The 21,980-nt window shown below is 63.7% G+C and carries 13 protein-coding genes; 8 read left to right on the top strand and 5 right to left on the bottom strand.

All coding sequences use genetic code 11. The features are described 5' to 3' along the window. Positions 1-95: 95 nt before the first annotated feature. The 5 genes from CFOUR_RS00080 (at position 96) to CFOUR_RS00100 (ending at position 12,596) form a co-directional block, all read left to right on the top strand. The gene (locus tag CFOUR_RS00080) at positions 96-689 is read left to right on the top strand and encodes a hypothetical protein (RefSeq protein ID WP_085957047.1); all 594 of its coding nucleotides are present in this window, start codon (positions 96-98) and stop codon (positions 687-689) included. Between the two features lie 59 nt (positions 690-748). After that, positions 749-1,558 (top strand): phytoene/squalene synthase family protein, encoded by an 810-nt coding sequence (locus tag CFOUR_RS00085; protein WP_085958369.1) that lies wholly within the window; start codon positions 749-751, stop codon positions 1,556-1,558. Next, complete coding sequence (gene crtI, locus CFOUR_RS00090; RefSeq protein ID WP_085957046.1) at positions 1,555-3,087, top strand: phytoene desaturase family protein; 1,533 nt, start codon at positions 1,555-1,557, stop codon at positions 3,085-3,087. The genes CFOUR_RS00085 and crtI overlap by 4 nt, the downstream gene beginning before the upstream one ends. Positions 3,088-3,360: 273 nt before the next feature. Next, a complete protein-coding gene (locus CFOUR_RS00095; protein WP_290179535.1) occupies positions 3,361-7,791 on the top strand; it encodes a hypothetical protein in 4,431 nt (1,476 codons plus the stop codon). Between the two features lie 317 nt (positions 7,792-8,108). Then, positions 8,109-12,596, top strand: coding sequence for a hypothetical protein (locus tag CFOUR_RS00100; protein WP_085958569.1), 4,488 nt, complete (start codon positions 8,109-8,111; stop codon positions 12,594-12,596). A gap of 180 nt (positions 12,597-12,776) precedes the next feature. On the opposite strand, the gene CFOUR_RS00105 is transcribed toward CFOUR_RS00100, so the two are convergent. The 3 genes from CFOUR_RS00105 to CFOUR_RS00115 are packed head-to-tail and all read right to left on the bottom strand — an operon-like array spanning position 12,777 to position 15,989. Next, on the bottom strand, positions 12,777-13,238 hold the full coding sequence (locus tag CFOUR_RS00105; RefSeq protein WP_085958570.1) for a hypothetical protein: 462 nt from the start codon (positions 13,236-13,238) through the stop codon (positions 12,777-12,779). A 46-nt stretch (positions 13,239-13,284) separates the two neighbouring features. After that, the gene (locus tag CFOUR_RS00110) at positions 13,285-15,378 is read right to left on the bottom strand and encodes a YhgE/Pip domain-containing protein (RefSeq protein ID WP_290179538.1); all 2,094 of its coding nucleotides are present in this window, start codon (positions 15,376-15,378) and stop codon (positions 13,285-13,287) included. Continuing rightward, entirely contained in the window at positions 15,375-15,989 is a 615-nt protein-coding gene (locus CFOUR_RS00115; protein ID WP_085957042.1) for an ATP-binding cassette domain-containing protein, read from the bottom strand. The genes CFOUR_RS00110 and CFOUR_RS00115 overlap by 4 nt, the downstream gene beginning before the upstream one ends. A 95-nt stretch (positions 15,990-16,084) precedes the next feature. On the opposite strand from CFOUR_RS00115, the gene CFOUR_RS00120 reads away from it, so the two are divergent. Beyond that, positions 16,085-16,639, top strand: coding sequence for a TetR/AcrR family transcriptional regulator (locus CFOUR_RS00120; RefSeq protein ID WP_085957041.1), 555 nt, complete (start codon positions 16,085-16,087; stop codon positions 16,637-16,639). On the opposite strand, the gene CFOUR_RS00125 is transcribed toward CFOUR_RS00120, so the two are convergent. Next, positions 16,636-17,397 (bottom strand): hypothetical protein, encoded by a 762-nt coding sequence (locus CFOUR_RS00125; protein ID WP_290179541.1) that lies wholly within the window; start codon positions 17,395-17,397, stop codon positions 16,636-16,638. The two genes, CFOUR_RS00120 and CFOUR_RS00125, sit on opposite strands and share 4 nt — an antisense overlap. Before the next feature lie 284 nt (positions 17,398-17,681). Here CFOUR_RS00125 and CFOUR_RS00130 point away from each other — a divergent pair, with 284 nt between their 5' ends. Beyond that, a complete protein-coding gene (locus tag CFOUR_RS00130) occupies positions 17,682-18,623 on the top strand; it encodes a methylenetetrahydrofolate reductase (RefSeq protein ID WP_085957040.1) in 942 nt (313 codons plus the stop codon). Between the two features lie 13 nt (positions 18,624-18,636). Further along, positions 18,637-20,886, top strand: coding sequence for a 5-methyltetrahydropteroyltriglutamate--homocysteine S-methyltransferase (gene metE, locus CFOUR_RS00135; protein WP_290179543.1), 2,250 nt, complete (start codon positions 18,637-18,639; stop codon positions 20,884-20,886). Positions 20,887-21,033: 147 nt separating this feature from the next. Here metE and CFOUR_RS00140 read toward each other — a convergent pair whose 3' ends face one another. Then, on the bottom strand, positions 21,034-21,969 hold the full coding sequence (locus tag CFOUR_RS00140; protein WP_179154784.1) for an endonuclease domain-containing protein: 936 nt from the start codon (positions 21,967-21,969) through the stop codon (positions 21,034-21,036). Positions 21,970-21,980: the final 11 nt, after the last annotated feature.

Genomic DNA, 21,980 nt, shown 5'->3' on the forward strand with positions numbered 1-21,980 from the left:
TAAGCTTCGCACTTTCAACTGTGAAAGTGAGAACCCTGCAGCAGTGACCTCCCCGCCAGTACTATCGCAGCCAAAACTATTAAGGGAGGCTTGACATGACGCGAAAAATCTTCTCCGTGGCTGCCGCCGCAGCGCTGTGCCTGGGTGTTGTGGCATGCGGGGCAGAGGAGACGAACGAGACAAACAACACAAACGAGACAAGCGAGACGAACGGCATGCTGGAGGTCAGCTCCGGGCCGTTGACTGTCCGGGTGCCGAAGGGTTGGTCCAAGTTTGATCAGTCCAGCGACCCGGATTCCATTAAGGACCCGTGGGTGGTGGGCGCGCGCGACAGCGAGGATGCGATGACGGTGCAGATCCGGCTGAGCAAGGACACCGGCGTAGCGCATGAGGCGGACGCGACTAACGCGGCCGTGCTGTACGGCAACATTTTCGCCCAGGACACGAAGATTGAGCCGAAGGGGGACGACGCCGCCGAGGTGGACGGCGCGGACAAGGCGATCGTGTCCTACTTCGAGGCCGTGGACGATGACGGCGACTACTGGGACGGCCTGTTCCTCTCCGCGGAGAATTCCGAGACCGGCAACGTGTCCACCATGGAGATGATCAGCCTGCGCGGGGAAGGGTTCTCGCAGGATGAGGCGAAGGAGATCATCGCTAACGCCACCTACGACAAGTCCAAGGAGTAGCGCCGTCACCGCGCGGTAAGCTCACAGCCGTGAACACCTACCTCTCCCGCTACGACGCCATGGCGGACAAAGCGGCGGCGCAGGTGATCGCGCGGTATTCCACAAGCTTTTCCCTGGCCACGAAGGCGTTGGCAAAGCCGGACCGCACGCACATCCGCAACCTGTACGCCGTGGTGCGCATTGCGGACGAGATTGTGGACGGCGCAGCAGACCAGGCCAACGAGTGCCCGGAAACCGCCCTCGACCTGTACGAGGAGCAGGTGCTCCACGCGCCGAGCCACCGTTTCCACACGGATCCGGTGCTGCATGCGTGGGCGCGCACGCACCGCGCGTGCAACATCGACAACAGCCACGTGGAGGCGTTTTTCGCCTCCATGCGCGCGGATCTGACGCAAACGGAGTTCACGCCGGAGGAGTTGGATACCTATATATATGGCTCGGCTGAGGTGATCGGGCTGATCTGCCTGGACATTTTCCTGCGCGGCCGCGACACCCCGGACCGCCCCGTGCTGGAGGACGGCGCCCGTGCGCTCGGCAGCGCGTTTCAGAAGGTCAATTTCCTGCGCGACCTGGGGGAGGACCGTCGTGCGCTGGGGCGTGCGTACTTTGGCACCCAGCTTGACGACGCCCTAAAGACCTCCCTGACCAACGACATCAACGCTGAGCTGGACCGCGCCCAGCAGGCCATCGCGCTTCTGCCGCGGTCTGTGCGCGGGGGAGTGGCCGCCGCCGAGGCTCTGTTTCGGGAGCTCAACTCCATGATCGCGGCAACACCGGCAGCGCAGCTGCAGACGACGCGCATCAGTGTGCCCAACCACCGCAAGCTGGCCCTTACGGCCCGCGCTCTGAAGAAAGCTGCACGACAATGACTGCACAACCGAAGTCCGCGATCGTGATCGGCGCCGGGGTGGCCGGCATGGCCACTGCCGCGTTGCTGGCCCGGGAGGGCATCCAGACCACGGTGGTGGAGAAGCTGCCCACTTACGGCGGCCGCGCCGGCAATGAAACGGTGGGCGGGTTCCGCTTCGACACCGGGCCGAGCTGGTACTTGATGCCGGACGCGTTCGACCACTTCTCCTCGCTGTTTGGCAAGCGCACCGAGGACGTGCTGGACCTTCAGCCGCTCACGCCCGCCTACCGCCTTTTCCCGGAAACCGGTGAACCCATCGATGTGCGCTCCGGCCGCGACAACGCCGCCAAGCTCTTCGACGAGCTTGAACCGGGCGCCGGTGCGAAGCTTTTGCAGTACCTGGACAGCGCGGAGGAAACTTACAACCTCGCGCTGGAGAACTTCCTGTACACCAACTTCCGTTCCCTCAAGCCGCTGGCGCGCATCCGCGGCCAGTACGCCCGTTTGGCGCGCTACCTCACCGAGCCTTTGGACTCGTTCGTGGCGCGGCGCTTCACGGACACGCGCCTGCGCCAGATGCTGACGTACCCGTCGGTGTTTTTGTCCTCCCACCCGAGCCGCACGCCGAGCATGTACCACCTGCTCAGCCACACGGATCTGACGCAGGGCGTGCAGTACCCGATGGGCGGGTTCGCGGCGGTGATGGACGCGCTTTACGCACTCGCGGTGGAGCAGGGCGCGGCGTTTCGCTTCAGCGCGGAAGTTGCCGCGATCGAGGACGGGGGCGTCGTGCTTATCGACGGCCAAAGGCTCCCCGCCGACCTAGTCATCTCCGCCGCGGACCTCCACCACACCGAAACGCACCTTCTGCCGAAGAACAAACGCACCTACAAAGAATCTTGGTTCGCCCCGCGCGACCCGGGCCTGGGCACGGTGCTAGTCATGCTGGGTGTCGAGGGCGAGATCCCGGAGCTTGCGCACCACAACTTCGTGTTCAGCGAGGATTGGGCGGACGACTTCGACGCTGTCTTCGACGGTCCTGTTGCCAGCCGCCCGCTCGGCGCGTCGGAATCCATCTACGTGTCCAAGCCGTCCGCCACGGACCCCGGGGTGGCGCCGGCGGGCCACGAGAACCTGTTCGTGCTGGTACCCGTACCCGCGGACCCTGCCATCGGCCACGGCGACATGTACCGCGGCGAGGCCTCCGAGCAGGTGCGGCGCATCGCCGAGGCGGCGGTTGCGCAGATTGCGCAAAGGTGTGGGGTTGAGGGGTTGGACCGGAGGATCGTCGTCAAGCAGACGCTCGGCCCCTCGGACTTTGCGGAGCGCTACCACGCATGGTCCGGCGGGTCGCTCGGACCGGCGCACACGCTGCGGCAATCCGCGTTCCTGCGCGGGTCCAACCGGAGCCGGAAGATGGACAACTTGCTGTACGCCGGAGCCACCACCACACCTGGCGTTGGCGTGCCCATGTGCTTGATATCCGCTGAGAATGTGCTCAAGCGGGTGCGCGGGGACAAGACGTCGGGGCCGTTGGAACCCTGTTAGAACGCTGACCGCGCCGGTTGTTGAACAACCGCCCGGTTTGTGGCAAAGATCACTCTATTTTTTTCAACTGAGAAGTGTGCCAAAAGGCGAGGTCAGAGGGACGACTGCCCAAGTTTTGTCTTAATATCTGCACTTTTTTGGCTTTCAGGGGTGTTAAGGACTTCTTTTCGCCGGTTCATTGCGATTGAATAGGGGTCTGTCAGTTTTGGGGTCCGTGTTCAGGATTTCTCCAGGCTGCTTCGAATATCTCCTAGACGTTGAAGGACTGTGACGTTGCAAAACGCAAATCTGAAAAAGCGCATCATGGCCATGGTGGTCTCCGGTGCTGTTGCATTCGGTGGCGCAGCCGCTGTCGCTCCCGCTGCTACTGCAGACGAGGCCGTTACCAGCCAGTACTCCCAGCTCGCCTCCAATGTTGAGCAGGCTGCTATCGAGTACAACCAGGAACAGAAATGGGACAGAAACGCCCAGATTTCTGGCCAGTACTGGACCCCGCTGGGCCCGGGCTGGTGCATCGACGCTGACCTAGAAACCCCGAAGGCGAATACCGCTTACGAGGTGCGCAAGCTCGACGGCACGTCCGGCTTCTACGGCTTCAACGGCGACATGGGCGGCAACCTGAAGATCGACCCGGATATCCAGCGCGCAGCCATCAACCTGACCAAGCTGATGCTCACGGATGTCCAGCAGGGCAAGTACGCGGATGCGAGGACCAAGAATGCGGCTTTGCAGGCCCTGCTGTCCAACCACAAGGAAACCCTGAACCTGCTGCGTGGCTGGATTAAAGGCACCGGCAATATCCACTACGCGGGTGTGAAGCCGATGACCGCCCAGCAGTTCCTGCAGTGGACCGGCTTCGAGGTGCGCCAGAGCTACTTCGAGCAGACCGGCCAGGCAAACTACTACCTGGTCAAGAACGACGAAGCTTCGTCCCGCCTGAACGTGAAGGAGGGTGAGTACGTCACCATCCTGCTGCCGCGTTCCTACAACGTGTACCAGGATCGGACCATCGAGCCGACGAACCAGCGCATCATCACCATTGCGCAGCCGGGCCTCGAGGGCTTCGAGCCGGGCGTCAAGGAAGGCCAGACCACGGTGACCGAGTGGACCACCGTGCCGGCCATCACCGAGACCGTGACCGAGACCCCGACTCACACCAAGACCGTTGAGGTCGGCCCCCGGGAATACATTGAACGGGAAACCGTGCAGCCGACGGTGACCAAGACCGAGTACACTCAGCCGGTCAAGCAGGAGATCGCCACCGTCACCCAGGCGGAAAAGACCGTCACCGAGACCCGCCGTCCGGAGGACACCACCTCTACCGCGACCACCACCCAGAAGCTGCCGGACATCACCGTGACCAAGACGGCCCCGGCTGCGACCGTGACCGAGACCGTCTCCGGGGAACCGGTGTACTCCACCGTGACCAAGACTGTCACCCCGACCGAGACCGTCACTGGCGCGAAGCAGACCGAGGTTGCTACCCGCACCCTCGAGCCGAAGGTAGAGACGGTCACTGAAACCCGCCCGGCTGTCACCCAGACTGCAACCGTCACCGCCGCACCGCAGACCAAGGTTGTGGCGACCACCGTGACCAGCACGCAGCGCGAAGAGAAGACCACCACGAAGGTTGTGGAGCGCTACTTCCGCCACTTCTCCTACGCATTCGACTTCCGTACCAGTGAAAAGACCCAGGAGATCGAGGTCAAGGACCTCAAGGGCTGGGACATCGACTTCATCGACGACTCCAACGGCCTTGTCGAGGTGACCAAGGACATCCGCGAGGACGGCACCACCGTGCTCAAGATCACCCCGAAGAGGGAAGGCAGCGGCAAGGTCCGCATCGTTGTCAAGGACGGCGACGGCAACCGCCACGAGTACGTGATCAACGTGGTCAACGAGTCCACCGAGGTGGAGACCACCGGTGAGGTCACCGTGAACAACCACTACTTCAACGTGGGTGTTTCCGGCGTGAACCAGAGCATTGACATCCCGGCCGGCTGGGATTACGAGATCCTCGAGGGCAAGGGCCTGATCACCACCGAGGTCAAGGACGGCAAGCTCAACGTCAAGGTCAACGACGGCGTGCTCAAGGGCAACGTCAAGATCGAGGTCTTTGAGAAGAACGACAAGGGCGAGAAGACGGGCAACAAGAACGTCTACGAGTTCAACATCGACGCCACCTCCGACAAGTACACGCAGACCCGCGTGATCGGTAACGCCAACTCCTACAAGCTCGACATCGAGGCGGACATCCCGACCAAGCCGGAGATCGTCTCCGGCGAGGACCTCATCGAGTCCATTGAGAAGCGCGACGGCTTCTGGATCATCACCCCGAAGCCGGACGCAAACGGCAAGGCCGTGCTCAAGGCTGTGGACGCCGACGGCAAGACCTACACCTACACCCTGGACATCAAGCCGGGCGCAAACGTCCTGGTCGACGTCGAGACCCACACCATCAACGAGGGCACTTCCGTTGATGTCAAGACCTCCGGCAAGGATTGGGAGCTGGAGCAGACCGGTGGCGACGAGGCCAACTGGGAGTGGGTGAAGACCGACAACGGCTTCAAGATCAACAACAAGGTCAACGGCACCGCCATCTTCAACCTGTACGCGCCGGACGGCAACGGCGGCCGCGTCCTCGTGGGCGTCTACACCATCGTCGCCAAGCCGGCAGAGGACACGGAGTACGAGGTTCCGGAGTTCAACCAGGAACTCAAGGACCGCAACACCGCTGACTTCAAGCCGGGCAACAAGGACAACACCTTCGAGATCACCGAGGGTAAGGAAAACGCAACCCTGGTCAAGACCGACGATGGCAAGTTCCGCGTCATGCCGAACCCGGGCTTCGAGGGCGACATCGTCGTCGAGGAGAAATCCCCGAACGGCAAGACTGTTGCCAAGTGGACGCTCCAGGTCACTCCGGAGGAGATCAAGCCGCAGGTGATCCCGGTCGAGGATACGGACACCCCGGGTATCGCGAGCGACGAGCAGCAGCTCAACCTCAAGATCGTCGAGGGCGAGGAGCTGGTCGATCGTATTGAGAACGGCAAGGTCTACTTCAAGCAGGGCGCGAAGGGCAAGGTTGTCATCCACAACCTCAACTCCCGCGATCTGCCGTTCCAGATCTGGGAATTCAACGTCACCCCGTCCACCCCGGACGAGGATGACATCACCCTCAACCCGAACAGCAAGCTGACCCTGACCCTCCCGGAGGGCTCCGACTACGAGGTCACCGATGAGTCCCTCGTTGACGTCAAGAAGGACGGCAACACCATCATCGTGACCCCGAAGGATGGCGCCGAGGGCAAGACCCAGCTCAAGATCAAGAACGACCGCGGCGTCTACCAGATCTACAACATCACCGTTGTTCCGGGCGCGAACGGCACCGGCGGCACTGACGGTGTGCGCGAGCAGAACTTCAAGCTCACCGAGGACGGCACCTTCACCATCACCCGCATCAACAAGAACGAGATTCGCGTTGAAGAAGGTGAGCAGTACGTCAACGTGACCGTCGACGAGAAGACCGGCAAGTGGGTCCTGACCCCGAAGGGCAAGGACTCCATTGGCAGGACCGTCACCGTCGTCGAGGTGGACAAGAGTGGCAAGGTAGTCAAGCGCCACACGATCGAGATCGTCGCGCAGCCGACCCCGCTGAAGTTCGTTGAGGAGCGCGTCGTTTACAAGCGCGACTTCAACGACAAGATTGTCCCGGGCAAGGGCAACACCCTGCACGTCGTGCGCGGCAATGACCTGGTTACGAACCCGATTCCGGATTCCAAGGGCCAGCTGTTCATCCAGCCGACCGAGAACAAGACCGGCACCATCGTTGTCGAGGAGCGCGACTCCGAGGGCAATCCGGTTCGCATCGTCGAGATGGAAGTTCCGCGTACCTCCGAGGGCCTTACCCCGCCGGCACCGGAGGCCAACGGCTCCCGCGACAAGGGCTACGACATCAACGTCAAGGGCGGCGAGAACTCCGTTGAGGTCTACGTCTGCTACACCGACGACTGCACGAAGAAGAAGCTGCTCGAGCCGGGCAAGGAGATCGAGGTCGGCGAAGGCGGCAAGTTGCACGTCAAGCCGGGTGACCACCTGGACGGTGGCCGTAAGATCCTGGTTGTTCCTGTCGAGAACGGCAAGGTGAACATGGATGAGAAGATCATCCTGAACATCACCCAGGAAGAGCAGACCACCACTCAGCAGGGCTCCTCGGAGCTGGACGGCAAGTGCATCGCCTCCCTCGTAGGCCTGTCTGCGCCGCTGCTGCTGGCCATCCCGCTGGGCATCCTGTCCCAGGTTCAGATCCCGGGTCTGGAGGGCGTGTCCGCTCAGATCAACGGCGCGATGCGTGAGGCAAACGATCGCATCCAGCGCGGCCTGGGCATCTACGACAACGACCGCGCACAGCGTGCTGCGGGCTTCCAGAATGCATTCCAGGGCATCAACACTGAGCAGCTCGGTATGGCTGCAGGTGCTCTGGGCGCCATCACCGCTGGTCTCTTCATCGTGGACCAGGTGCTCCGCGCCTGCGGCCAGGAGGAAGTCACTTCCTCCTACCAGCTCGGTAAGGCAACTGACAGCGACTTCCTCATGTACGGCTCCTCCGGCAAGCCGTCTGAGGCCGCCGCAGATCAGAGCGAGGCCGACAGCTCCTCCTCTTCTTCTGAAGACGAGGGTGATTCCCAGGGTTCTTCCAAGTAAGACCACCCTGTAGCCTGTAAAACCCGGTGCCAGCTCGGCACCGGGTTTTTCAGCATTAGATGGCCATTTGTTGAACATTTGCTTGATTTGTGGCGAAGATCACCCTACTTTTTTCACCTAAGAATAGGGTCAAAAGTCGAGGTCAGAGGGGTGGACTTCCAAGTTTTGTCTTAATATCTGCACTTTTTTGGCTTTCAGGGGTGTTAAGGACTTCTTTTCGCCGGTTCATTGCGATTGAATAGGGGTCTGTCAGTTTTGGGGTCCGTGTTCAGGATTTCTCCAGGCTGCTTCGAATATCTCCTAGACGTTGAAGGACTATGACGTTGCAAAACGCAAATCTGAAAAAGCGCGTGATGACCATGGTGGTCACCGGTGTTATGGCTTCGGGTGCAGTCGTATCCGCACCGCTTGCACAGGCCGCAAGCACCAACACTCCCAGCCAGCAGATCGTTGACGCCTACGACAAGCTCAGCGGTGCGGATCTCGCCCGCTACGACCAGCAGATTAAGTCTGTGCCGAAAGGTGACTCTTCCATCGAGCTGCTGCCCTCCAGCGTCGGCGCTGGCTGGTGCATCGACTGGGGTCTCGGTAACCCGTGGGACTCCGGCAACTACGAGGTGCGCAAGCTGACTGGTGCCTCCGGCCGTGTCGGCACCGGCAACAGCATCAGCTCGGATGTCAACATCGCAGCGATCAACGTTGTCAAGGAGCTGCAGAAGGACTACAAGGCATACGCCAACGGCGATTCTTCCAAGAAGGGTGCCATCGAGACCAAGATCGGCATCCTTCGTGCGCTGCTGTCGAACCAGCTCGGCTACCTCAACCAGGCACGCGAGGACGTTGTCAACGGCAAGGTCAGCACATCGATGTTTGAGCAGCTGACCGGCTTCCGGATCGACCGCCACGATGCGCCTAAGGGTGAGCCGAACTACTACCTGATCAAGACCGCTCGCCACGACCAGATTGCCAAGACGGTCAAGTCGGGCGAGTACGTCACTGTTCTCCTGCCGATGGACTACGACTTCAACATCGTGCCGCGTAAATCCTTCCAGCGTCTGATCCCGCCCGTGCAGCCGGGCCTGGATCAGAATCCGCCGAAGGACACCCCGACGATCGTTACCACGGCCACCAGCACTCCTGAGGCAGTGACCACCACGATCACCCGCCCGCAAGAGGCGACGGTTACGACGACCCTGCCGAACACCACCATCACCGAGACGGTGACCAACCCGGCCACCACTGTGACGGAGCGTTCGACTCTGCCGACGGCGTACACCACCGTCAGCACCCGTGAGGTCCCGGGCAAGGTTGTCACTTCCACCGTGACCCCGGAGCCGCACGAGGTCGTGACCACGGTGACCGAGCGCAACACGCCGAAGGTTGTTACCACCACCGTGAACCCGGAGCCGCACGAGACTGTCGTGACCGAGCCCGGCACCCCTGTTGTCACCACCGAGACCGTTTCCGATACCCCGGTTGTCACCACCAAGCCGGGTGAAACGGTCACCACAACCCGCACCACCCAGCCGGTAACCACCATCACTTCCACCAACCCGGCAGTCACTGAGACGGTTACCAGCACGGTGACACCTGAGCCGACCGAGGTGACCACCACGGTCACCGACGTTGAGAAGTACTTCGTTGAGAAGTACTACGAGCGCGTGAAGGAAGTCTCGGAGTACTACTACTTCGCAGGCTTCACCCGCGACGAGAAGTCCAAGGTCATCGAGCTGCCGGAGAAGATCGGCAACAAGTGGACCTTCGAGATAATCAAGGGTTCCGACATTGTTATCGTCGAGCGTTCCGAGGACGGCAAGCTGGTTATCACCCCGCGCGAGGACTTCGAGGGCGAGGGTGAAGTTGAGATCCTGATCACCGACGACCAGGGCAACCAGCACATCTACCGTGTGAAGGTCACCGACACCGTCGCTGTCAACGACTCCGTCCAGGTCAACGTCAACAACTTCTTCTACACCCTGAACGCTGGTAGCGAGGACCGCGTCACCACCATTCCGTGGAAGAAGGGCGAGAAGATTGACTGGGGCCTTGGCTACGACAAGGACGGCAACCTGATCCAGCCGAAGCACGGCGAGGTGAAGATTCTCAAGGACGAGAACAAGGGCACCGTCACTGTCGAGGCCAACGAGGGCTACCGCGGCAACGTGATCGTCAAGATCACGGAGGAGAACGGCAACGTTCGCGAAAACATCGTTACCGTCGAGAACAAGACCTCCAGGTTCGATGTCACCCGCGAGATCCTGAACACCTCCACCGCGAAGATCGAGAACCGCGGCGGCGACTACAAGATCATCAGCGGCGGCGACAAGGTCACCATTGAGAAGCAGGACGACGTCTGGGTTGTCACGCCGAAGGACGGCGCCACCGGCGACGTCGAGGTGCTGTTCACTGACGAGAACGGCTTCGAGTACAAGTACACCCTGAAGCTTGTGGAGGACCTCAACGCCGGCCCGGAGATCTTCACTCGCGAGCTCGAGTACAAGTCCGAGCAGCCGGACACCCTTGAAATCAAATACGTCGACGGCTACACCGCCGAGATCGTCGCAGGCGAGGACAAGGCGAAGATTGAGAAGTCGGGCGACAAGTGGGTCGTAACCCCGACCGATCCGAACGGTGGCGAGGTCACCGTCCACATCAAGGACGAGAACGGCCGACTGGCAGCAGTCTGGATCGTCAACATCGCACCGCAGGAGCAAGACGAGGTTGAAAACGTCAACCGCGAGCGCGAGGTCACTGACCGCTCCAACGTCCAGATCTCCCGCGGCAACGCAGACTACAACTGGCTCGTTGTCGAAGAGGGCGAAGAGTTCCTGGCTAAGGGCTCCAAGACCGACAAGGACGGCGACTTCGAGCTGAAGTTCAAGCCGGTTCCGGAGGGCGAGACCCGCACCGTCAAGGTTGTCGAGTACGTCAAGGGCATGAAGGACCAGCTGGACGAAAACGGCGATCCGCTGTTGGACGAAAACGGCAACAAGCTGCCGCAGGTTGAGGCTGATCTGCCGATTAAGACCTACACCTACACCGTGAAGCCGTCCCCGGTCCGTGAGATGGATTACTCCATCACTTCGGACAACGAGCTGAAGCTCTACGGCACCCACTTCCGCATCGCGAAGGGCGCGGATCTGCTGGCTGAGCAGCCGGAGAAGGATGCGTCCGAGATCAAGGTGACCCCGAAGCGTGATGCGAAGGGCACCCTGGTCATCGAGAACGTGTCCGAGGACGGCTACGTCTTCGAGCGCTACACCTTCGAGATCACCCCGGGCCGCAGCGCCGATATCGAGCCGGAGAAGGCCACCATGGGCTGGGAATCCAAGGCGACCATCTCCTCTGCCGAAGGCGAGACCTTCAAGGTCCTCGAGGGCGAGGATCTCGTCGACGTCAAGCGTGACGGCGACAACCTCATCGTCACCGGCAAGGGCAAGGCCGGCACCGCTCTGATCCAGGTCAGCGACAACCGCGGCGTCTACGGCAAGTACGAGATCACTCTCAACGAGCCAAAGCGCAACGGTCTGCACACCTACAAGGTCTCCACCACCGGCGCATTCGAAGCGACCCTGGTTAACGAGCAGAACCGCTTCCAGGTCGTCCAGGGTGCGGATGCCTTCCAGGCTCCGGAGGAGTCCAACGGCAAGTTCCTGCTGCGTCCGAAGGCTGACAAGGTTGGCGAGACCGGTGTCGTTGTTGAGTACAACAAGGACGGCCAGGAGATCAACCGCTACAAGCTGGAGATTGTCGAGGGCAAGAGCACTGGTGTGCGTCAGCAGCGCGACTTCCTCATCGAGGGTGAGCCGAAGGAGCTCAAGCCGCTGGCAGACGGCAACAAGCTGGTCGTCACCACCGGTGCGGACCTGGTGGACGCGAAGGACGCCAACGGCACCCTCAAGCTGACGGCTAAGAAGGGCTCCGCCAACAAGGCTGTCCGCGTCGACGAGCGTAACGCCGACGGCGACCTGGTTCGTGTTGTGCAGTTCGGCATTTACCCGGAGGGCACCCGCACCTCCGAGGGCGCGGTCATCAGCGACAACAACGACCTGCCGATCGTGATCGACGGAAGCGTGAAAAACAACTCCCCGGTTAACGTGAAGTTCCCGGACAATGTTTCCGACATCGTGTTCACCAAGGGCCGCGAGTACTTCGAAGATGGCGACAAGGGCGTCAAGATCACCGATGAGGGTGTCGTTCTGACCCCGCGCAAGGACCTGAAGCCGGGCTCCTACGAAGCCGCCTACCTCCTGGTCGGCCCGGAGGGCCAGTCCTACGGCGAGCGCACCATCGAGATCAACGTCGACGTCAAGTCGACTGAGACCGAGCAGCAGGGTTCCTCCGCTGAGCTCGACGGCAAGTGCATCGCCGGCATTGTCGGCCTGTCTGCACCGCTGCTGCTGGCCATTCCGCTGGGCATCCTCTCCCAGGTCCAGATCCCGGGCCTGGAGGGCGTCTCCGCACAGATCAACGGTGCGATCCAGCAGGCGAACGACCAGATCCAGCGCGGCCTGGGCATCTACGACGAGGACCGTGCACAGCGCGCGGCTGGCTTCCAGGCGGCGTTCAATATCCAGAACCCGGAGATGATCGGCATGGCTGCGGGCGCTCTGGGTGCGATCACCCTGGGTCTGCTGGCAGTTGACGGCGTCATGCGTGCCTGCGGTGCCGAGGAGTACACCTCCTCCTACATGGTGGGCAAGGCAACCGGCAACGAGACGCTGATGAACGGCTCTTCCGGCAAGACCTCCGAGGGCACCGAGGACAAGGCTGAGGCCGAGTCCTCCAAGGCTGAGGAGAAGTAAGCCGCTAGCGAGCTAACGCCCGCCGGGATGATGCCCGGCGGGCGTTTCTCATTCCTAAAACAAACGGGGGCATTTGGGCGGCTGCGCTTTCCTGCGGCGCGACCAACCCGTGCCGCAGGAACAAGAAACCCCCGTGCCAGCCGCCGAGACGGCGTGCACGGGGGAGTAGTACAGGTCGCGTTACTTGCGCGGCAGGGCAGCCAGGGCGAGGCCGGCGCCGACGAGCCAGGAGTCCTTAGCAATGGCCTTGCCGGCGTCGGACGGGCGGATGCCGTCGTCCTCGGTGTACTGGTCGCCGCCGAAGTACATGGTGAGCAGCCCAGCACCGAACGCGGTCAGGCCCAGGCCGACAAGACGGTTCGGGATCAGCGGGCACAGTAGCGCCGCGCCGAGGGCGGTCTCTGCGGAGGCGAGGCCGGTGGCGAAGTTCTCGGCGTCGATCTGGCCGAGCTGCGGGATGCCGTCGACAGCCATGTCGCGCAGGCCCTCCGCGCCTTCCTTGTCCACCTGGAACTTACCCAGGCCAGCGTTGAGGATGTAGGCCCCGGTGGGCACGCGCAGGGCGGCGGAAGACAGGCGCAGGTCCAGCTTGTCCTTTTTGGACAGCATGCCGGAGGGGAGGAACTTCAGGGGGTTAAACATGGGCGGGGTCCTTTCGAAATAGGGGTCTGCCCCGCCCATGGTAGGACTAAACAGTCAGTTCGGGGTGGAGGTCCTTCATCCGCCACACGCGGCGCGCCCATAGGGCAACGCAGGAGATCGCGATGGACAGCGCGGCGACAGACAGCAGCACGGTCACGGCGGTCCACATGCGCGGGTCGCTTTCCGGCGTCCCGAACAGGGCGTAGCGGACCAGGTCCACGGAGTAGCGCATCGGGTCCCAACTGTGCACCCACTGGATAAACGCAGGCTGCACCTCGGGCGGGTACAGGCCGTTGGATGCCACCAGCTGCAGCGACATCAGGGCCATGGTGGCCAAGCGCCCCGGGGCAGGCCCCAGCGCCGTGTTCAGGGCCATGATGGCGGTGACGAAGACCCAGGACACCAGCACCATCACGCCGAACAGGGCCAGCGGGTGCTCCGGCTGGATGTCCAGCAGGTTGACCTGCATGATCCACAGGGCGATGGACTGGACAAAGCCGATGATGAACGACGGCAGCATCGTGTACGCCAACGCGCGCAGCGGGTTGGTGCCCGAGTCGATCGCGCGGCGGCTGAACGGCGGCATGATCATGTACATAATCAGCACGCCGAACCACAGGGACAGCGACAGGAAAAACGGGCTTAGGCCCTTGCCAAAGAAGGTCAGGCCGTCGCCGACGTGCTGGGTGCCCACAGGCTCCGCGGCGGCGTCGATGGCCTTGTCCAGGCGGTCGCCTTCCCAGCTCGGGGCCTTTTCGGCGCCGTCGGCGAGGCTCATGGAAAGCTCGCCGGTGCCGTCGGAGAGTTTGACCAGACCGTCGTTGAGGTCGCCCAGGCCCACCACCAGCTGGTTGGAGCCGGCGGCCAGGCGCGAGGTGGCGTCGGTGGCGGTGTTCGCCGCGACGACCAGCTGCCCGGTGCCGTCCTTCAGCGTGGTGATGCCGGCCAGCAGGGTGCCGGAGCCGTTCTGCAGGCGCTTCAGGCCGTCCGCCAAGGTCTTGGCGCCCTCGACGGCGCTGTCCACGCCGCCGCGGTATTTCGCGTTCGGGTCGGAGAGCTGGTTGGCCAGCTCGTGCGCGCCGGCCTGCAGCTGCATCAGCTGGCTGACCAGATTGTTCTCCGACACGGCCTGCAGCGGGCCGGAATTGATCTGCAGCTGCACGCCGCGCGCCTGGTCCGCCAGCTCCTTGCTGCCCGGGATGGGGGAGCGGTCCAGGTCGGCGATGACGTTGTTCAGGTTCGCGTTGATGTCGTCTAACGCGGCCTGCAGCTCATTGATCTTGCCCGCAAAGCCGGCGATCTTGTCCACGCCGCCGGCGATCTGCGTAGCTCCGTCGCCAAGCTGCTGCGTACCGGCCTGCAACTGGTTTAGGCCGCCGGACAGCTTGTCGGCGCCGCCGGACGCGGTGGTCAGGCCGTCGTTGAGCTGCGTCGCGCCGTCTTGCAGGCGCGCCACGCCGCCGTCGAGCTTGCCCACGGCCTCCGGCATCTGCTGCACCTTGTCGTTGAGCTGCTGGATGCCGTCGTTGAGCTTCTCGCCGCCCTCGTTGAGCTGCTGCGAGCCGTCCCGCGCTTTGTGGGAGCCCTCGTCGAGCTGGCCCGCGCCGTCGGCGGCCTTCTCCACACCGTCGGACAGCGTGTTGATGCCCACAAACAGCTGCTCCACCACCTTGCCGCCCACAGAGTCGGACACGGCGGAGGCGATGGCGTCCGCAGCCTTATCGCCCAGCATGGTGGGGATGAAGCCGTTGGTTTCATTCAGCGTGATGTTGATCTTCGCCGAATGCGGGTCATCCGCCTTCACACTGGTCACGGCCTCGGAGAAGTCCGTGGGAATCTCCAGGCCCAAGTAGTACTTGCCGCTGGCGATGCCGTCTCTGGCCTCCTCGGCGCTGACCACCTGGAAGTCCATTGGGTGCTGCTCCAGCAGCTCGTCCACCACTTCCTGGCCGTTTTCGCCCTCGTCGGAGTTGACCAGCGCGACCGGCAGCTTGTACAGGTTGCCCAGCGGGTCCCAGTACGACCACGGGAACAGGCCGCCGAACAGCAGCGGCAGTAAAAAGATCGCCGTCAGGGCAAGCGGCGGAAGCTTGCCGTGGGCGAACTTGCGAAAGTCGGATCCGATGTGCAGGCCACTCATAGCCCCTCCTCATTCACAGTGTTCACCATTACGGGAAGGTGCACCGCAACCCCGCGCAGATCATCCAGCAGCTTTGCGCGGATGTCCATCTTGCGCACCTGGTCTACATCATCCACGATCAGCAGCTTCGCGTCCGGGCGCGAGATCAGCGCCAGCAAGATGCGCAGGCGGAAGCGGTCGGTCGGGCCGATGTCGCCGACCTGGGCCATCATGTCGATGTCTTCCAGCTGCAGCGGCTCCAACCACTTTTCCACGTTCTTGTGGGATTTGATCGCCTCGGCCTTGTGCGGGGTGATGGCGAAGACGCCCTGCGACCACGCAATCTGCTCCCGCACTACGTCGCGGATGCGCACGAGGCGGTCGAGCCCGTCGATCTCCGTCACGCCCGCGAGCGCGACCTGCTTGAAGCGCTTGCGCGTCGAGGCCTCCTCGCCGTCGAGGAGGATGGTTCCGGAGCGCGGGTTGAAACGCCCTGCCAGCGCGAGGCTGAGCAGGGTGGAATCGGACTCTCGCCGCGTGTTCAGCAGGGTCAGGCCCCGGCCGATGTCGAAGTTTTCCGGGGTGTCGCCTTTGCGTAGCACGAGGTCTTGGGTGCTGAGTATCGGGGTCATGCGGTCCCTTAACCGTAGGGTGGACTATCACTTAACTCGTGATATGGTGCTACCCAAAATAGTCACTGTCAAACCCAAAAGGGGGCGGGGCACCAATGCGCGCAGACGCACGCGCGAAGCGGGACCAGATCATCACCGCTGCGCTGGTTCAGATCGGCTCGCGGCCGAGCTCCGAGATCACGCTCGAGGGCATTGCAGCCGATGCGGGCGTGGGCATTGCCACCCTCTACCGTCACTTTCCCACCCGCGCCGCGCTCTACGACGCCTGCGCGATCGTCTTCCTCGACCGCATCGAGACACTCCTCGACGCCACACTCGACGGCTTCGAGGAGGACCCCGTCGCACGCTTCGAGTCCTTCGTGTGGACGCTGGTGGAATCCGGCGTGGGCATCCTCGCCGCCGCCCTCGCCGCCGACAGCTCCACCGGCGGGGTAGTGGAGCGCCGCGACGCGTTCATGGACAAGGTGCAGTTGCTTATCGACGCCGCAGCCCCCCACGGCATCATCGCCCCAGGCCAGTCGCCCATGCAGCTGGCCACCGAGCTCATCGTGGCCACCCGCCCGCTAGCCGCCCCGCTCGCCGGGATTCTGCCCGACGTGCGCGACCGGTTGGTGCGCCACCTCATGGTGGGGTGGCGCACCACCGCCTAGTCGCGCAGCTCGTGGCGGCCGAAGTCCGCGCCGCCGTCCTCGTTGTGCTGGCGCTTAGCGTCCGCCTCCACGTCCTCGTGGGCCTCGGTGGCCTTGCGCTGGTTGTCCGCCAGCGTGTCCAGGGTGGTCAGGCCCTCGCCGCCAAGGTCCGTGTCAAGGTCCGTGCCGTTGTCGTAGTCGGTGCTGGTGCCGGAGGTGGACACGATGCGGGAGGTGCCGCCCTTCAGGTCGTCCTCCGTGCGGGTGGAGTAGACCACGGTGGTGCTTCCCTGGCCGTCCGTCTCCGTGCGGGTCGGCGCCGGGCGGTAGGCCTTCACCGGCTCGTCGTCGCCGGCGAGCTTGTCTTTGAGGAAGAACTCCCAGGCAGCCCACGCGCAACCAGCGAGTGCGGCAGTGCCCAGCGTCGTGCCGACGACCTTGCCAACGCCGCCCTTCTTCTTCTTGTCCTTGGACGCCTTCTGCAGCAGCTCCTGGCGCTCCTTGCGGCTCGGGGCGGCAGCGGTGAAGGCGGCGCGGCGGCGGTCCAGGCGGTCGTGCGCGTCGCGGGTGATCTCGCCGGCCTGAGCGCGGGCGGCGCCGTAGAGCTCCTGCAGCTCATCGATGTCCAGCTTGTCGTGGAGATCGTCCAGGTTGCCCTCCTTGAGGTTTTCCAGGAGGGAGTCGTAGATGTTGCGCTCGCGCTTGTCGTTATGCTCGCGCAGGTACTTCAGCGCCTGGTTGGCGCCAGCGGCGACGAGGCCGAAGTTCTTCAGGTTCATGGGTGCTCCTTGGAATGCGTTATGGGTGGTTGCGCGGCCCAGGGTAGCGAAATCCGGCGGGGCGACGGGCGGGCGCCAGTTGTGTACCAAGCGTTACGCAAAAATGAACCAAGCTGTTCACTTTGCGCGATTAACATTCACGCCGAAAAAGCCGTTGAGCAGGCCGAACACGGCCGAAATTCGCTAGGTCATTGTGACGCTTGAACGGCCTTTATAAGTTTCAAGGCACCGTTTAACCACGGTGCAACCTGAACACATCCACCACGCCGAGAAAGGATCCCGACATGTTCGAAGCCTCTCCTTCGACCAGGGTTTCCGCCTCGGCACCGCTGGACCGCGAGGGCACGCCCCTGATCCGCCGCCCCCGCCCGAAACGCCAGCGCACCGCGTTGAGCTTCGAGATCATCCCGCCGCGTCCGACGGACGATCCGGCGAAGATCGACAGGCTCATCGCGGGCTTGGCGGCGTACAACCCGGACTACGTCTCCGTGACCAGCTCCCGGCGCAGCGAGTGGCTTGAAGGCACCGCCGGCCTGATCTCCCGCATTGCGGAGACCACCGACCTGCGCCCGATCGCGCACTTGGCCTGCACCGCGGGCACGCGCGAAGAGATGGCCGAGTGGGTGCGGGTGCTTATCGACGCCGGCGTGCGCGGATTCCTCGCCCTCCGCGGCGACTTGCCCGACACCGGCCTGCCGGCGGACCACCTCCAATACGCCACGGACCTGCTCAACCTGATCCAGGACGTGCAGGAGGAAGAGGCGTTCCACCTCGCCGCCGGCAAGCTGGCCCTGTCCGTGGCCTGCTACCCGAAGGGGCACGCGGAATCGCGCAACTTGGACCACGACCTGGACGTGCTGTTGACCAAGCAGCGCCTGGGCGCGGACTTCGCCATCACCCAGCTCTTCTTCGAGGCCCAGGACTTCCTGGACTTCGTGGAGGTGGCGCGGTTGGCGGGCGTGCGCATCCCGCTCATCCCCGGGATCATGCCCATGACCTCGCTCAAGCGCGTGCGGCGCATGGGGGAGTTGTCGGGGCTGGAGGTGCCGTTAGGCGTCGAGAAGCAATTGCTCGAAGCCGACGACGAGTACGAGGCCGGCATGCAGCTCACCGCCAACCTGGCGCGCGAGATCTTGGACGCCGGCGCGGGCGGACTTCACGTCTACACACACAACAACCTGGACGTCACGCGGGACTTCCTGGACCGCATCGGAATAGACGAATAGATAGAGGACAACAATGACCACCTTCCCCAAAGCCACCATCGAGGGCTACCCCCGCATCGGCGCCAACCGCGAGCTCAAGCGCGCGCTGGAAAGTTACTGGGCGGGCCGCATCGACGCTGAGACGTTCCGCTCCACCGCCCGCGCCCTGCGCGTGAGCAACTACAACCACCTGCGCGACCTGGGCCTGACCGAGGACTACGCCATCCCCGCCGACGTGGCGCTCTACGACCAGGTGCTCGAGACCGCGCTGACCGTCGGCCTCGTGCCGGGCGGCACCGACCTCGATGAGGAGTTCGCGCTCGCCCGCGGCAACGACACCCGCGTGCCGCTGGAGATGACCAAGTGGTTCGACACCAACTACCACTACCTCGTGCCGGAGATCTCCGCAGGCCAGGACGTCACCCCGGCGCCGGAGCGCATCCTGCGCATCGTGGAGGAGGCCGCGGAGGCCGGCCACAAGGTCCGCCCGTTCCTGGTCGGCCCGGTCACACTGATCGCCCTGTCCAAGCCGGCGGAGTGGTCGCTGTTGCCGTCGCTGGTGGAGGCGTACGCCGAGGTCTTCGCCGCCCTGAAGAACGCGGGCGTGGAGTGGATCCAGATTGCAGAGCCCGCCGTGGTGGCCGACCTGTCCACCCCGGACGCCGAGATCGCCGGCCACCTGCGCGAGGCCTGGACCGAGCTGCTCGGCCGCGAGGACCGCCCGAACGTGTACCTGACCACCCCGTACGGCTCCGCCCGCGAGGCCCTGCCGGTGCTGGGCGAGCTCGGCGTGGAGGCGCTGCACGTGGACCTGTCGCCGTGGACCCTCCAGGCGGACGCGGACTACCCGCAGCGCGTGCGCGCGCAGATCCCGGAGCCCACCCACCTGGTCGCCGGACTCATCGACGGCCGCAACGTATGGACCGCCAACCTGCGCGAGCGCACCGAGGTCCTCGAATCCCTCGGCCGCCCGGCGTCGGTGTCCACCTCCACGTCCCTGCAGCACGTGCCGCACACCTTAAAGGCCGAGCGCAACATCCCGGTGGAGGTCGCGCCGTGGCTCGCCTTCGCCGACGAGAAGCTCGCCGAGATCCAGGCGCTCGTGGCCGGCTCCGACGAGGCCGTCGAGGCGTTCGCCCAGTCCGACCGCGCCGTGCGCACCCGCGCCGAATCCACCACCATCCACAACTCCGCCGTGGTGGACCGCGTGGCCGCTCTGCCGGAGGGCCAGGTCAAGCGCGAGCCTGCCTTCGCGGAGCGCAACAAGGTCCAGCGCGAAGAGCTCGGCCTGCCCACCCTGCCGATCACCACCATCGGTTCCTTCCCGCAGACCGCGGAGATCCGCAAGGCGCGCGCCGACCACCGCGAGGGCACCCTTACCGACGCCGACTACACCGAGGCGCTCAAGGCCGAGATCAAGCAGGTCATCGAGCTGCAAGAGGAGATCGGCCTGGACGTGCTGGTCCACGGCGAGGCCGAGCGCAACGACATGGTGCAGTACTTCGCCGAGCTTCTCGACGGCTTCGTGGTCACCGAGAACGGTTGGGTCCAGTCGTACGGTTCCCGCTGCACCCGTCCGCCGATCGTGGTCGGCGACGTCTCCCGCCCGGAGACGATGTCCGTGGAGTGGTCGGCCTACGCGCAGTCGCTTTCCGACAAGCCGGTCAAGGGCATGCTCACCGGCCCGGTGACCATCCTGGCCTGGTCCTTCAAGCGCGACGACGTGCCCCTGAGCGTCTCCGCCGACCAGATCGGTGTGGCGCTGGCAGACGAGGTGCGCGACCTGGAGGCCGCCGGCATCAAGGTCATCCAAATCGACGAGCCAGCCCTGCGCGAGCTGCTCCCGCTGCGCGCCGACGACCGCGCCGCCTACCTGGACTGGGCCGTGCGCGCCTTCCGTCTGGTTGCCTTGAACGCGAAGCCGTCCACCCAGATCCACACCCACCTGTGCTACTCCGAGTTCGGCCAGATCATCGACGCGGTGGCCGGCCTGGACGCGGACGTCACCTCCATCGAGGCCGCACGTTCCAAGATGGAGCTGCTGGAGGACATCGACGATACCTTCCACTCCGAGATCGGCCCCGGCGTGTGGGACATCCACTCCCCGCGCGTGCCGTCGACGGAGGAGATCGCCGGCCTGCTGCGCGCTGCCCTGGAGCACGTGCCCACCGAGCGCCTCTGGGTCAACCCGGACTGTGGTCTGAAGACCCGCGGGTACGCTGAGGTCGAGCCGTCGCTGCGCAACCTGGTTGCCGCGCGTGATGAGGTGGTTGGCGGGCTGTAGGTCGCGTCGCGCGCCCCCCTCCGCGCTGCGTCCCTCCGCGCTGCGTCCCGTTGAAGTTTCCAGGGAACTAGTCGTAGCGAATCGCCTGAAATGCGTGATTCGCTGGGTTTAGTTCGCTGGTTTCTTTCGTTTCAAGGGGGGCGCGTTCTACCGGAATCGGGGTGGGCGTTGCCGGGTCGCGGGGGTTTTGGGCGCGCCGCGCTTGTCTGCTCGTGCTTTCGCGTCACGTATCCGGCGGACGCACTCTTCCGGATCCCGGCGTATCTCCAGTGTGAAAAACCGGATGACCTCGTATCCCTGCTCACGAATCCAAGTTTCACGCCTGAGTTGAGAGAGGACAGCGTCATGAGCCTTGTTCTCGAACTTATCCAGGCCATCGATCTCAATAACGAGGGTTCCCCAGATCAGGTCGACACGAAAATCGGGTCCGATCCACAGTTGCATCTCCACCTCGATACCGTGTTCGTGGAGAATCACACGCAAGAGAGTTTCGTACGGTGACTCCGACCAGGGAGACGCAAGTTCGAGTGCCTGCCGTGCGTTCGCAATGCCGCGTTTTCCCTTGAGACGGGCAATTTTCGCTTGGATGGTCTCCCATCGTTTCCGCTTCTCTTGGAGGGTGCCGTGGTGGAGAATATAGTCCATCGCGACCGCGCCCTGACGCACGCCGTGAAACCGCGCGATGTCGATCGCCGTGCGCTCCGGACTTGTCACCTGGATTTTCCGGTCCGCACCGATGCAGTCGGTCCGGCGGACAAGGTAGACGTCCGAGTCGGGGATACGCATGTGGCGGTAAAGCAGACCGTCGGGCCAGTCTTTCGTGGATGGTGGCGTGCCGTGCGATTGTGCGAGCTCGATGACTTCTTTGCCGTCTGGGATGGTCCACATGTCCAACAGGCGGGCGGCCGAGCGGCTCACCAACACCGAGCGATAGGCCGATGAAGCTGCTGCGTAGCAGCGTAAGTACTCACGCTCGTACGGCCGCAGCGCGTTCCAAGCATCGACGCGCACGAATCGATGCGATGAAACCCTCACGCATGCTTCCGCCTCGGCGACCGCCTGGCCGACGAGCAACTTTGTCAACTTTTCCCCAA

It is taken from the genome of Corynebacterium fournieri (genome assembly GCF_030408775.1).
Lineage (GTDB): Bacteria > Actinomycetota > Actinomycetes > Mycobacteriales > Mycobacteriaceae > Corynebacterium > Corynebacterium fournieri.

Bases quoted from the DNA above. Each gene is read 5' to 3' on its own strand.
- CFOUR_RS00080 (WP_085957047.1), top strand. From the start codon at position 96: ATGACGCGAAAAATCTTCTCCGTGGCTGCCGCCGCAGCGCTGTGCCTG.
- CFOUR_RS00085 (WP_085958369.1), top strand. From the start codon at position 749: ATGGCGGACAAAGCGGCGGCGCAGGTGATCGCGCGGTATTCCACAAGC.
- crtI (WP_085957046.1), top strand. From the start codon at position 1,555: ATGACTGCACAACCGAAGTCCGCGATCGTGATCGGCGCCGGGGTGGCC.
- CFOUR_RS00100 (WP_085958569.1), top strand. From the start codon at position 8,109: ATGACGTTGCAAAACGCAAATCTGAAAAAGCGCGTGATGACCATGGTG.
- CFOUR_RS00105 (WP_085958570.1), bottom strand. From the start codon at position 13,238: ATGTTTAACCCCCTGAAGTTCCTCCCCTCCGGCATGCTGTCCAAAAAG.
- CFOUR_RS00110 (WP_290179538.1), bottom strand. From the start codon at position 15,378: ATGAGTGGCCTGCACATCGGATCCGACTTTCGCAAGTTCGCCCACGGC.
- CFOUR_RS00115 (WP_085957042.1), bottom strand. From the start codon at position 15,989: ATGACCCCGATACTCAGCACCCAAGACCTCGTGCTACGCAAAGGCGAC.
- CFOUR_RS00120 (WP_085957041.1), top strand. From the start codon at position 16,085: ATGCGCGCAGACGCACGCGCGAAGCGGGACCAGATCATCACCGCTGCG.
- CFOUR_RS00125 (WP_290179541.1), bottom strand. From the start codon at position 17,397: ATGAACCTGAAGAACTTCGGCCTCGTCGCCGCTGGCGCCAACCAGGCG.
- CFOUR_RS00130 (WP_085957040.1), top strand. From the start codon at position 17,682: ATGTTCGAAGCCTCTCCTTCGACCAGGGTTTCCGCCTCGGCACCGCTG.
- metE (WP_290179543.1), top strand. From the start codon at position 18,637: ATGACCACCTTCCCCAAAGCCACCATCGAGGGCTACCCCCGCATCGGC.